The organism is Streptomyces griseus subsp. griseus (assembly GCF_000720255.1).
Classification (GTDB): domain Bacteria; phylum Actinomycetota; class Actinomycetes; order Streptomycetales; family Streptomycetaceae; genus Streptomyces; species Streptomyces griseus_I.
This window is the reverse complement of the sequence record NZ_JOJE01000003.1, coordinates 84,037-96,871: the sequence shown is the minus strand read 5'-3', so window position 1 is coordinate 96,871 and position 12,835 is coordinate 84,037. Positions and strand designations below refer to the sequence as shown.

The following is a 12,835-nucleotide window of genomic DNA, read 5'->3' as shown; positions in this document are numbered from 1 at the left end:
GCACGCCCTTGACCCATCGGTACACACGCCCATGACAGACGGGGGCGGCTCGGGTCATGATCCACCCCATGGATCTGCTCCCGCCGCCCCTCGAGGGCATCACCGTCGTCGCCGTCGAACAGGCCGTAGCGGCCCCCTTCGCCACCCGACAGCTCGCCGATCTCGGCGCCCGGGTCATCAAGGTGGAGCGGATCGACGGCGGCGACTTCGCGCGTGGCTACGACACCGCGGCCGGGGGCCTGGCCTCGCACTTCGTGTGGTGCAACCGGGGCAAGGAGTCCATCGCCCTCGACCTGAAGGACCCGCGCGGCCTGGACGTCGTGCGGCGGCTGGTCGCCGAGGCGGACGTGTTCGTGCAGAACCTGGCGCAGGGGGCCGCCGCCCGGCTCGGCCTGGACGCGGCCACCCTGTGCGCGACGCATCCGCGGCTGGTCGCCGTGGACGTCTCCGGCTACGGGGCGACGGGGCCGTACGCGGACAAGCGGGCGTACGACATGCTCGTGCAGTGCGAGGCGGGCCTGGTGTCGGTCACCGGGACGCCCGAACAGCCCGTCAAGGCGGGGATCCCGGCGGCCGACATCGCGGCCGGCATGTACGCGTTCTCCGGTGTGCTGGCGGCGTTGGTGCGGCGGGGCACGACGGGGCGGGGCGGGCCGGTGGAGGTGTCCATGCTGGACGCGCTGGCGGAGTGGATGGGACATCCGCTGCACCACACCCTGCACGGCGGGACCGCCCCGGCCCGTACCGGTCTTGCGCACGCGGTCATCGCGCCCTACGACGCCTACGCGACGGCGGACGGCGGGCGGGTGCTGCTGTCGGTGCAGAACGACCGGGAGTGGCGACGGCTGGCGGAACAGGTCGTGGGACGGCCCGAGCTGGGGACGGACCCGGCGTTCGCGACGAATGCCGCACGGGTGGCCAACCGGGAGCGCACGGACGCGTATGTGGCCGGGACGCTGGGTGCGCTGGACACCGAGGAGGCGCTGGCCCGACTGGAGGGCGCGGGGCTCGCCTGCGCACGGCTGCGGGACCTGCACGAGGTGGCGGAGCATCCGCAGCTGGCGGCTCGGGAGCGGTGGCGGGAGGTGGGGACGCCGGTCGGACCACTGCGGGCGCTCCTGCCGCCGATCACTCTGCCGGGCGGGGAGGAAGCGCGTATGGGGGACGTGCCCGCGCTCGGGGAGCACACCGAAGCCTTGCTGCGCGCCGTGGGGATGACGGACGGCGAGGTCGCAGCACTGCGCCGGGACGGTGTGGTCGCCTGAGCGCGGACGTCAGTTCCCGCCGAACAGCGAACGGCGCAGTCGGCGCAGAGGCGCGAAGAGGGAGACACGGCGGACCCGCGCACCCCTGTCACTGCGCCGCTGAGTGGTGTCACGAGCGGTGAGCTCGCGCATCAATGACGTCGCCTCGGCCGTCTCCCGCTGTGGCACGGCGGGACCCCCCAGCACCGAGAGGTGGCGGTCGAGGCGCGAACTGGTCGCGCTGCTGCCGCAGGTGATCGCAGGGACCCTCGCCCTGCGCGCTGTTATCTGTTCCATGTCACTCCCCACCCGTACGAGTCCACCCGGCCCGGGCAGGTTAACCCTATCGTCCCGCTCGGGCACCCGTGTATCCCGGTCACAGGATTCACCTTCCCCGTAAGGGGGTTGACGATTACTCTCCGAATCCAACAGTTTTTAGGGCGAGTTGGACAATTGGCTGCGTAGTGGGCTGGGCTGATCCCCCATCCGGTTCGACGGTCACGGCGAGTGACGTCCCCGCGGTGTCGAGACCGGTCGCGACCAGGGGCGTGTCGCCGTCGAAAAGCCCGAGGGAGCGTGGTTGCACGTCAGGGCGCATGAGCCACAGCTGGTGCACCCGTCCGCCGGGCAGGTCGTCGTATCCGCTCAGGGTCACGATCGCCTCCTTCTCCGAGGCGGAGGCGACCACTCCGATACTTCTGCCCTCGGCGTCCTTGCCGGTGGTCGCGCGCGCGTCCGGAGCTGACAGAACGTGGGCGATCTCACGTGACTGGGCCCGCTCGGCGTTCAACCGGTCCTGGGCTCGGTTGGCCTGGACGGCGAAGAGCGAGGCGATGACGAGGGCCGCGGCGGCCGTGGCGGTGGCGAACGGCACGAACAGCGGGCGGCGCGCGCGGGGAGCACGGGCGCGCGCCGGTGGCGGCTGGGCGCCCCAGACGTGCGGCGGCAGTTGCGGGGAGTGCTCCCGCACCGGCGCCCGCTCCTGCGGCGTGGCCCGTACGGCGGCCAGCACCCGGTCGCGCATCGCGGCCGGCGCCGGGACGGCCGTCGACCAGGCCAGCCGGACGGCGTCCTCGGACAGTGCCCGCACCTCGGCGGCGCAGCGGTCGCAGCCCTTGAGGTGTTTCTCGAAGCGGCGGCGCTCCTCGGGGTCGAGGGCGTCGAGTGCGTAGGGGGCGGCGAGCGAGTGCGGGTCGTCGCGGCCGAAGAGGCGGTCGAGGAGACTCATGCGGCACCTCCCAGGCATTCGCGCAGCCGCGTGAGTCCGTCGCGCATCCGCGTCTTGACGGTGCCGAGCGGCAGGGAGAGCCGTTGGGCCACTTCACGGTACGTGTAGCCGTCGTAGTAGGCGAGTGTGACGGACTGGCGTTGCAGGGTGGTGAGCCGGTCCAGGCAGCGGCGCACGTACTCGCGCTCAAGGCCGGCCTCGACCTCCTCGGACACCTGGTCGAAGGCGGGGTGGTGGGCACGCAGGGCCTCGCGCTGCTCGCGTTCGCCGGCCGCGCGGGCGCTGCGCACCCGGTCGACGGCGCGGCGGTGGGCGAGGGTCAGGATCCAGGACAGCGCGCTGCCGCGCCCGGGGTCGAAGCGGGCGGCGGAGCGCCAGAGTTCGAGCAGCACCTCCTGCGCCACCTCCTCCGACTGCGCCGGATCACGCACGACCCGCCTCACGAGTCCGAACACCGGCCCTGACACCAGTCCGTACAACCTCTCGAACGCCCTCTGGTCGCCACCGGCCACGAGCACCAGTAGCTCGTCCGCCTCCACGCGGTCCCCCTCTCCGCGGCCGCACCCGCCCCGTCCTCCCGTCACACCAGGCATCCGCAACAGACACACCTCCGGACGGGGTTACGGATCAGCGTGCCCCAAACGCGGGTGGGGCAACGAAAAAAAGTTTTTCGTCTCGGACCAATCCGAAAGGCGTTCTGCTGCGTATCACTGTCCGTCAGGCAAGTTGGCACTGAGGACGGACGGCATGACACCTACTTCCAAGCGCGGCCCGGGACGCCGGAGCGTCGCGACTCTCATCTCCGGAGCACTGGCCGCCGGAGGGCTCGCGGCCGCCGGCGTCTCCGCGCTGGAACCGCAGGCGGCCTCCGCCTCCAGCCACCGCGAGGCGCCGCTGATCTCGGGAACCCCCCAGTACGACAACACGGACGTGTACGCGTTCGTGAGCCCGGACAAGCCGGACTCGACGACGATCGTCGCGAACTGGATCCCCTTCGAGGAGCCGGCCGGCGGTCCGAACTTCTTCCCGTTCGCCGAGGACGCGCAGTACGACATCCACATCGACAACAACGGGGACGCCAAGGGCGACCTGCTGTTCCGGTACACCTTCAAGACGCACGTCAAGAACAAGAAGACGTTCCTGTACAACACGGGCGCGGTCGAGAGCCTGGACGACCCCGACCTGAACGTGACGCAGACGTACGACCTCGAGCTGATCAAGTTGAGGAAGGGGTACGAGGTCGCGAAGACGAAGGTCGCCTCCGACGTCCCGGTGGCGCCGTCGAACGTCGGCAAGGCGTCGATGCCGGACTACAAGAAGCTGCGCGACCAGGCGATCTACAAGCTGCACAACGGCACGCAGACCTTCGCCGGACAGGCCGACGACCCGTTCTTCCTGGACCTGCGCGTCTTCGACCTGCTGTACGGCGGGAACCTCTCCGAGGTCGGCAACGACACGCTCAAGGGCTACAACGTCAACTCGATCGCGCTGCAGATCCCGACCCAGCTGATCACCGAGTCGATGCACCAGCCGATCGTGGGCATCTGGTCGACGACGCAGCGGCAGAACGCCCGCGGTGAGTACAAGCAGGTCTCCCGCCTGGGCAACCCGCTGGTCAACGAGGTCGTCAACCCCATCAAGGACAAGGACAAGTTCAACGCGTCCGAGCCGAAGGACGACGGCCAGTTCCTGAAGAACGTCACCAACCCCGAGCTGCCCAAGCTCATCGAGGCGATCTACAAGATCAAGGCGCCGGCCGAGCCGCGCAACGACCTCGTCGACGTGTTCCTGAAGGGCGTCAAGGGCCTCAACCAGCCGCCGTACGTGACGCCGTCGGAGCAACTGCGCCTCAACACCTCGATCAAGCCGAGCGCCAGCCCCAAGCGGCTCGGCGTCCTCGACGGCGACAACGCGGGCTTCCCGAACGGCCGTCGCCTCACCGACGACGTGATCGACGCCTCGCTCCAGGTCGTCGAGGGTGAGCTGCTGGGCACCAAGAACGACCTGGGTGACGCGGTCGACAAGAACGACAAGGACTTCGAGAAGTACTTCCCGTACGTCGCCCTGCCGACGGAGGGTTCGCGTGGTCCGGTCGCCAAGGGCGCCGGCGGCAACGACGTCCGCAGCCAGCTCGGCGACGCGCTGACCCCGGCCGGCGAGGGCAACACCACGCTGATCGCCGCCTCGGCGGGCGCCGGCGCGGCCGGTGTGCTGCTGATCGGCACGGGCCTCATGTGGTGGCGCCGCCGGAACCGCGCGTACTGAGCCGGTTCCGCACGCCTCTCGACTGGCGCGGCCCGCACATCCCATCCCCCACGGTGCGGGCCGCGCCGCAGATCCCCCCACGCACACCGCAACCCAGCTCGTTGATCCACCCCAGGCGACCGAGGAGAGGGCATGCCCCCGCGCACCGACGACGACGCACAGAAGAGGCCGGACGGCACACAGCCGCCTGCCGCGGAGAGCGTCGACATGCCGTCTCCGGAAGACGCCCGTGAACACGACACCGAGCCCGCCCGGGAGGGGGCCGCCGCCAACCCTGCCGCGCAGGTCGACGAGCCCCCTGCCGGGCAGCCCGCCACGCCCCCGGGAACCACCGACGAGCGGGTCGTCGCCGTACGGCGGGTCGCCGCCGCCGGGCGGCGTTGGCGGCGGGCTCAACTGTTCGGGTGTGCGGCCATGCTGGCGGTGGGGCTCACCGCGGGGGCCATCGCTTTCGGGGCAGCGCGGGACGGCGGGAGCGCCGTACCGGTGTCCGCGGCCGGGGCCGTGTCGCCGGCGTTGCTGGGCAGCGGCGACCTGGACGCGAGCATCACCGCCCTGCAGAAGCACCTCAAGGGCCAGCCGAGGGACTTCGGCGGCTGGGCCACCCTCGGTCTCGCCTATGTCGAGCAGGCCCGCACCAAGGGCGACCCCTCCCGCTACCCCCAGGCGGAGAAGGCCCTGAAGCGTTCCCTGGAGCTGCGGCCCGACAACGACCAGGCCCTCGCCGGCCGGGCCGCGCTGGCCGCCGCCCGCCATGACTTCGACGGCGCCCTGAAGTACGCCGACCGAACCCTGAAGCAGAACACCTACAGCGAACGCGCCCTGTCCTCCCGTATCGACGCGCTCGTCGAGCTCGGCCGCTACGACGAGGCCGCGAGGGCCGCCGACACCGCCGACGAACGGCGCCCGGGTGTCCCGGTGTTCACCCGGTACGCGTACGTGCGGGAACTGCGCGGTGACGTGCAGACGGCCGAACGGGTCCTGAAGCAGGCGCTCTCCAGCTCCACCACCCGGGGCGACATCGCGTACGTCGCCGCCCAGCTCGGCCAGCTCGCCTGGAACCAGGGCGACTACGACGACGCGCTCACCTACTACGCGCGTGCCCTCGCCGCCGACGAGAACTACCTCCCCGCCCTGGAGGGCCGCGCCCGCGCACAGGCCGCGAGCGGCGACCGTGCCGCGGCGATCAAGGGCATGGAGCAGGTCGTCGCCCGCTACCCGCTGCCCGGCCCGCTCGTCGTCCTCGGTGAGCTCTACGAGGAGCGCGGCAAGGCCGGCGACAAGGACAGGGCACGCGACCAGTACGCCCTCGTCGACGCCTGGACGGCGCTCGCCCGCGCCAACGGCGTCAACGCCGACCTGGACACCGCGCTCGCCGCCGCCGACCACGGGGACCGGGCGACGGCCCTGCGGGCGGCCCGCGCCGACTGGGCCCGCCGCCACACCGTGCACACGGCGGACGCCCTCGCCTGGGCCCTGCACGTCAACGGCAAGGACAGCGAGGCCCTCCCCTACGCCCGGCAGGCCACGGCCACCGGCTACCGCAACGCCGCGTTCCTCTACCACCGCGGCATCATCGAACGCGCCACCGGTCACCCCGAGGACGCCCGCAGCCACCTCTCGGCGGCCCTGAAGCTGAACCCCGGCTTCTCGCCCCTGGGTGCCCGCGAGGCCCGCGGTGCGCTGAAGACGCTGGAGGTGGGCAAGTGAGCCCCCGTCGTCTGTTCACCTCCTGCGCGGCCGTCCTGACGGCCGGGTGCGCGCTCGTGCTCGTTCCTTCCACGACCGCGAGCGCGCACCCCCTGGGCAACTTCACCGTCAACCGCTACGACGGACTCGTCGCCGCCCCCGGACTGCTCCGCGTCCACCACGTCGAGGATCTCGCCGAGATCCCCGCCACCCAGGCCCAGCCGGACATCGAACGCCTGGGCATGAGCGAGTGGGCGAAGCAGCGGTGCGCGAGCGCCGCCCGAGGCAGCAAGGTCACCGTCGACGGCCGTACGGCCCCCCTCGCCGTCGCGAGCAGCAAGGCGCGGGTGCGTCCGGGCCAGGCCGGCCTCGACACCCTGCGCGTGGAGTGCCGGATGACGGCCCCGCTGCCCGGGAACGACACCGTCACCCTCGGCTTCCACGGCGCGGGCGCGTCCTCGGGGCCGGGGTGGCGGGAGATCACCGCGCGCGGCGACCGGATGACGCTCACCGGGTCGGACGTACCGACGAAGTCGGTCTCCCGCGAACTCACCTCGTATCCCGCGGAGTTGCTCTCCTCCCCCGCCGACACCGCGTCCGCGTCCCTGCGGCTGCGCCCCGGCGGCCCGGCCCTCGCCGAGGACAAGGGCGAGGGCGAGGCACCGGCCGCGTCCGTCCTGCCGCGCGGCGCCGACCGCTGGACCCGGGCCCTCGACGACCTGGTCTCCCGGCAGCGCCTCACCCTCGGCTTCGCCGCGCTGGCCCTGCTCATCGCGGTAGGACTGGGCGCGATGCACGCGCTCGCCCCGGGGCACGGCAAGACCCTCATGGCCGCCTCGGCGGCCGCCCGCGGCGGGCGGGCCCGCCTCAAGGACGTCCTGCCGATGGCCGCGTCGGTGACGGTCACCCACACCCTCGGCGTGGTGGCCCTCGGCGTGCTGGTCACGGCCGGCTCGGCGGCCGCCCCGTCGGTGATCGCGTGGCTGGGCCTCGCGAGCGGCGCGCTCGTCCTCGTGGCGGGCGCGACCCTGACCCGCCGGGCCTGGCGCAACCGTGCGCACGGGCAGGGACACGACCACGGCGACGGGCACGACCACACCCACGGGGACGACGGGCACGGACACGGCCATGGGCACACTCACGGGCACGGGCACACCCACGGGCATGGGCACGGGCATGGGCACGGGCACGGGCACGGGCACGGGCACACTCACGATGACGACCATGACCACCCGCACGACCACGCCCCCGCGCACCACCCCGCCGACGCCCCCGACCGTGACCTGGTCCTGGTAGGGGCCCACTCCCACCCGGCCCCCACCCTCACGGAAGCCCCCGCGCACACCCACGATCACGCGCCCGACCACCACCACGAGCACCCCCACCCCCACCCCCACACCCACACCGTCGAACACACTCACGGCGGCTTCACCCACACCCACGCCACCGCCCCCACCCTCCGCGGCACGATCCTCCTCGGCTTCGCCGGTGGTCTGGTGCCCAGCCCCTCCGCCGTGGTCGTGCTCGTCGGTGCCGCCGCGCTCGGCAAGGCGTGGTTCGGGCTGCTGCTCGTCCTCGCTTACGGCGTCGGTCTCGCCCTCACCCTCACCACGGCCGGAGTCGCGGTGGTGAAGCTGGGGACGGGCCTGAACCGCATGCTGGACCGGGGCTCGCGCTGGACCGCGAACCCGGCGGTGACGCTGTTGCGCAGAACCACACCCCTGGTGTCCGCGTTGGTAGTCGTGGCGCTCGGCGTCGGATTGGTGCTCAAGGGGGCGGCATCCGTACTCGGCTGAGCTACGTTTGTGAAGGTATCCGCCGGGATGCGAAATGGGGGCACCGGTGTCCGAAGAACCGGGCAGTGAACGTCTGATCGCGGGCCGCTACCGTCTCCTCGCGCCGCTCGGCGAGGGCGGCATGGGGACGGTGTGGCGGGCCCGCGACGAGGTGCTGCACCGCGAGGTCGCCGTCAAGGAGGTGCGGGCCCCGGCCGGGCTGCCGACCTCCGACGTGGAGCGGCTGTACGCCCGCCTGGAGCGTGAGGCGTGGGCCGCGGCCCGGGTCGCCAACCGCAACGTGGTGACGGTGTACGACGTGGCGACGGAGGACGGCCGCCCGTGGATCGTCATGGAGCTGGTGCGCGGCATCTCGCTGGCCGACCAGCTGGACGCCGAGGGACCGCTCACCCCGCAGCAGGCGGCGCACGTCGGCGCCGAGGTGCTGGCCGCGCTGCGCACCGCGCACGAGGCCGGGGTGCTGCACCGGGACGTGAAACCGGCCAACGTGCTGATCTCGAACGACGGCCGGGTGGTACTCACCGACTTCGGTATCGCGACCGTCGAGGGCACCTCCGCGCTGACCATGACCGGCGAGGTCATCGGCTCCCCCGAGTTCCTCGCGCCGGAGCGTGCGCTGGGCCGGACGCCGGGGCCGGAGTCGGACCTGTGGTCGCTCGGTGTGCTGCTGTACGCGGCGGTCGAGGGCAACTCGCCGTTCCGTCAGGACACTCCGCTCAGCACCCTGCGCGCGATCGTCGACGAGGAGTTGCCGCCGCCGCGCCTGGCCGGACCGCTGACGCCCGTCATCGAGGGGCTGTTGCGCAAGGATCCGGCCGAGCGCCTGCCCGCCGACCGGGCGGAACAGGAGCTGCGCGTCGTCGCGGCGGGCGGACAGCCGCGCGCGGACACGGCCCGGACGGTACCGGCGTACCCGCCCACGGTCGCGGGTCCCTCCGCGACCACACGGCAGGGGCCGCCGACGCCATCGCGGCCGGTCCCCGCCGTCGGGACCACCACCGGCGGCGGGGGCCGGCGGGGCCGCGAACGCCGTGGCGCCGGCGTGCTGGTCGCGGGGGTGGCCGCCCTGGCGCTGGCGGTCGCGGGTCTGACGTACGCGCTGCTGAACCGCGACGACGGCGGCGACGGCGCTCGCAAGGGCGACACCAACAGCCAGAGCGGCGGGGTCGCGTCGCCCACGCCGAGCAGCAAGGAGAGCACGGCGGACACGGAGAAGCCGAGCCCCACTCCGAGCCCGAGCAAGAGCAGCCAGTCACCGGCGCCGCAGTCGGTGCGGGTGAGTCTCGCGGGGACGCGCACGGACTACTCCGGCCCCTGTCCGCCCCCGAGCGGTGAGGCTCCGTCCTTCACGGCGACCTTCACGGTCGGCCGGCTGCCCGCGGAGGTCGACTACCGCTGGGTGACGAAGGACGGCGAGGTCTCCGCGCCGGGCTGGAAGACGCTGTCGTTCTCGTCGGGCGGCGAGAAGTCGAAGCAGGACACGGTGACCGTGACGACGTCCGCCGAGAGCGGGACCTTCCGTAACGAGATCAGTGTCGAGGTGCGGAACCCGGTGCGCACGACGTCCGAGTCGGTGCCGTTCTCGTTCACGTGTGAGACGGAGACCCCGTCGGGCGGGGCCTCCCCCTCGGTGTCGCCCAGTCCCTGACGGGTCAGGCGGCGTTGTTCAGGACCGGCAGGTAGCCGCCCGACTGCCCCGCGGCGGTCGGGTGGTAGGACTCGCCGACGTTGAGCCAGCTGACGCTGTGCAGCCAGGAGTTGCCCGAGCAGATCTCGTGCCCGGTGAAGGTGGTGCGCACGTCGCCGAAGGTGAAGCCGTGGTCGGCGGCGCGCTTGGCGACGGCGGTGTCGAGGTAGTCGGACGCGTCGTTGATGGCCTTGCGCTTGGTCTCGGACAGGCCGAGACAGGTGGTGCCGAGCTTGTAGAAGCGGGGGTAGCCGATGACGACCACCTCGGCATTGGGGGCTTTGGCGCTGATCGCGGAGTAGACCTTGTCGAGTTTGCCGGGCAGCGTCGGATCGACGTACGCCCGGGCGGTGTTGATGCGGGAGACGCAGGCGCTGTCGGACTGCAGCACGCAGGTCGTCATCACGTCGGCGAAGCCCGCGTCGTTGCCGCCGATGGTGAGGGAGACGAGGCCGGTGGTGGAGTCGAGGCCGCCGAGCTGACTCGCCAGAACATCATCCGTTCGGGCGCCCGAGCATGCGGCGAACGTGAACGAGGAGGGTGAGTGGGCGGCGTTCCAGAGGTAGGGATACGCCTTCGTGCTGCGCTTGCAGTCGCCGCTGGAGCTGATGTAGCCGCCGGCACCGACTCCCGAGGAGTAGGAGTCACCGAGCGCCACATAGCCGCCTGACGCGGCTGGTTGGGATGCCTGCGCCGCGGTGGCCCCGGTGAGGGCGGTGGCGGCGGCGAGGAGGATCGAGCCCAGGAACAGGGCAAGTCGGGAACGTCTCATGGAACCTCCCTTAGCAGGATCTCTGCCACAACTTTCGTACCAACTACGCGTGTTGACGGGAAGTGTCCATGCCAAGAACTTCCTTGCAAACCGGTGACCGGCACCGGGTTGCCGACGGCACAGGGGCGACGGGAAGGCATGCGCCCGGTGAGGGGAACTCGCCCGACACGCCACGCACACCCCGGAAACCGGGTGCACACGGGGCTCGTGTGCCGGATCATGGCCGCATGTCCGCGCACCCACACGACGCCCTGCCGATCCGGCTCAACGTCGACGACTCCGACTCCCCGTCCGATGTCGTCGACGCGCTGTTCCTCGGCCGCTTCGCGACGGGCGAGCAGCCGTTCTCACACGCTGCGAACATCGACCGCGTGCGCTCCGGCGCGACCCTGCTGCCCCCTCAGGCCCGTGTGCTGCGCGTCGCCCGCGACGACGACCGCAGCGCGACCCTGGCGGAGGGCGACGGCTGGACGCTGCTGATCTCCCGCTGGAACCGGGGCGCCGACGTCACGGTGACCGCGACCAGCGCCGAACTGGCGGCCGAGGTTCTCGAGGAGGCTACGGACGGCGCCGTCGACGAGCCCGAACCGCAGCCGGAGAACGTGACGATGGGCTTCTGGTACGTGTCCCCGCGGCGCGGCCCGCACCGTACGACACGTCAGATCTCCGCCGGTACGTGGGACGAGGTGCGGCAGAACTACACCGCCCCCGTCGCCGACGCGATGGACCGCCTGATGGGGACGACCCCGCAGGACATCGCCGGCCGGCTGCTCCTGCTGCACGGCCCGCCCGGCACCGGCAAGACGTCGGCGCTGCGCACCCTCGCCCGCTCCTGGCGGGACTGGTGCCAGGTGGACTGCGTTCTGGACCCCGAGCGGCTGTTCTCCGACGTGGGCTATCTGATGGACATCGCGATCGGCGAGGAGGACTCCACCGGCAAGGGCCGCTGGCAGCTGCTGCTGCTGGAGGACTGCGACGAGCTGATCCGCGGGGAGGCCAAGCACACGGCGGGTCAGGCGCTGTCCCGCTTGCTGAACCTGACCGACGGCCTGCTCGGCCAGGGCCGCAACGTCCTGGTCGGCGTCACCACCAACGAGGACCTCGAGCGCCTCCACCCCGCCGTGGTCCGCCCCGGCCGCTGCCTCGCCCGCATCGAGGTCGGCCCGCTGACCCGCCGGGAGGCGGTGGGCTGGCTGGGCACCGAGGAGGGCGTCGGCCCCGAGGGGGCAACCCTGGCGGAGTTGTACGCGCTGCGCCGGGGCACGTCCCCGACGTCCCTGCCGGAGCCGCGGGGCAGGGCGGACGCGGGGTTGTATCTGTAGGTGGTCACCCGCAGGCGCCGCCGTACGGTGCTTTGATGGACGTATGACCCTGTTCGTCGGTACGTCCGGCTGGCAGTACAAGGACTGGCGGGACGTCCTGTACCCGGCCGGAACGCCCCTGCGGCTGTGGCTGGAGGAGTACACCGGGCACTTCGCCACCGTCGAGATCAACAACGCGTTCTACCGGCTGCCGTCCCGCGAGACGTTCGAGTCCTGGCGAGACCGGGTACCCGGTGACTTCGTGGTCGCGGTCAAGGCGAGCCGCTACCTCACCCACATCAAACGCCTGCGCGACTCCGAGGAACCGGTGCACCGCCTGATGAGCCACGCGGCGGGCCTCGGCGCGCGTCTCGGCCCGGTCCTGCTCCAGCTCCCGCCGAACCTTCAGGTGGACGCGCCGCTGCTCGACACCTGTCTGTCCCACTTCCCCTCCGGCACCCGGATCGCTGTCGAGCCACGCCACGAGTCCTGGTGGACCCCTCAGGTGCGAACCCTCCTGGAGTCCCGTGGCGCGGCCCTGTGCTGGGCCGACGTCCGCGCCCGCCCCGCGACACCCCTGTGGCATACCACCGACTGGGGCTACGTCCGCTTCCACCAGGGCCGCGCCCACTCCTGGCCCCGCTACGGCCGCCGCTCCCTGGAAACCTGGATCGACCGCATCGCCACGACCTGGCCGGACACCTCCGACATCTACACGTACTTCAACAACGACCCCCACGGAGCGGCAGTGGCCGACGCGGTGGTGTTCGGCAGGGCGGCGAGGAAAGCGGGGTTGACGGCGACGAGAACACCGGAGTCGATGCCGGCGGCAAGCTGAACAGTTCCCGAACTC

General features: G+C 72.0%; 11 protein-coding genes. 7 read left to right on the top strand and 4 right to left on the bottom strand.

All coding sequences use genetic code 11. The features are described from left to right. Positions 1-68: 68 nt before the first annotated feature. Positions 69-1,265 (top strand): CaiB/BaiF CoA transferase family protein, encoded by a 1,197-nt coding sequence (locus IG99_RS05440; protein WP_037670395.1) that lies wholly within the window; start codon positions 69-71, stop codon positions 1,263-1,265. Between the two features lie 9 nt (positions 1,266-1,274). Here the strand turns inward: IG99_RS05440 and IG99_RS05435 are convergent, their stop codons facing one another. The 3 genes from IG99_RS05435 to IG99_RS05425 all read right to left on the bottom strand — a co-directional run bounded on the left by IG99_RS05435 (position 1,275) and on the right by IG99_RS05425 (position 3,011). Beyond that, on the bottom strand, positions 1,275-1,541 hold the full coding sequence (locus tag IG99_RS05435; protein WP_037670393.1) for a hypothetical protein: 267 nt from the start codon (positions 1,539-1,541) through the stop codon (positions 1,275-1,277). A 115-nt stretch (positions 1,542-1,656) separates the two neighbouring features. Beyond that, entirely contained in the window at positions 1,657-2,472 is an 816-nt protein-coding gene (locus IG99_RS05430; protein ID WP_037670391.1) for an anti-sigma factor, read from the bottom strand. Continuing rightward, positions 2,469-3,011, bottom strand: a complete 543-nt coding sequence (locus tag IG99_RS05425; protein WP_037670389.1) for a sigma-70 family RNA polymerase sigma factor — start codon at positions 3,009-3,011, stop codon at positions 2,469-2,471. The genes IG99_RS05430 and IG99_RS05425 overlap by 4 nt, the downstream gene beginning before the upstream one ends. A gap of 208 nt (positions 3,012-3,219) precedes the next feature. Here IG99_RS05425 and IG99_RS05420 point away from each other — a divergent pair, with 208 nt between their 5' ends. From IG99_RS05420 to IG99_RS05405, 4 genes are all read left to right on the top strand, one after another. After that, positions 3,220-4,737: a DUF4331 domain-containing protein gene (locus IG99_RS05420; protein ID WP_037670388.1), complete on the top strand. Its 1,518-nt coding sequence runs from the start codon at positions 3,220-3,222 to the stop codon at positions 4,735-4,737. A 132-nt stretch (positions 4,738-4,869) separates the two neighbouring features. After that, entirely contained in the window at positions 4,870-6,447 is a 1,578-nt protein-coding gene (locus tag IG99_RS05415; RefSeq protein ID WP_037670386.1) for a tetratricopeptide repeat protein, read from the top strand. Continuing rightward, positions 6,444-8,222, top strand: coding sequence for an urease accessory protein UreH domain-containing protein (locus tag IG99_RS05410; protein ID WP_037670384.1), 1,779 nt, complete (start codon positions 6,444-6,446; stop codon positions 8,220-8,222). The genes IG99_RS05415 and IG99_RS05410 overlap by 4 nt, the downstream gene beginning before the upstream one ends. Positions 8,223-8,268: 46 nt before the next feature. Further along, positions 8,269-9,870 (top strand): serine/threonine-protein kinase, encoded by a 1,602-nt coding sequence (locus IG99_RS05405; protein WP_037670954.1) that lies wholly within the window; start codon positions 8,269-8,271, stop codon positions 9,868-9,870. 4 nt (positions 9,871-9,874) lie between these two features. On the opposite strand, the gene IG99_RS05400 is transcribed toward IG99_RS05405, so the two are convergent. Then, complete coding sequence (locus IG99_RS05400; protein ID WP_037670382.1) at positions 9,875-10,681, bottom strand: SGNH/GDSL hydrolase family protein; 807 nt, start codon at positions 10,679-10,681, stop codon at positions 9,875-9,877. Between the two features lie 227 nt (positions 10,682-10,908). Here IG99_RS05400 and IG99_RS05395 point away from each other — a divergent pair, with 227 nt between their 5' ends. Continuing rightward, positions 10,909-12,003, top strand: a complete 1,095-nt coding sequence (locus IG99_RS05395) for a DUF5925 domain-containing protein (RefSeq protein WP_037670380.1) — start codon at positions 10,909-10,911, stop codon at positions 12,001-12,003. A gap of 43 nt (positions 12,004-12,046) precedes the next feature. Next, entirely contained in the window at positions 12,047-12,820 is a 774-nt protein-coding gene (locus IG99_RS05390; RefSeq protein WP_037670379.1) for a DUF72 domain-containing protein, read from the top strand. Positions 12,821-12,835: the final 15 nt, after the last annotated feature.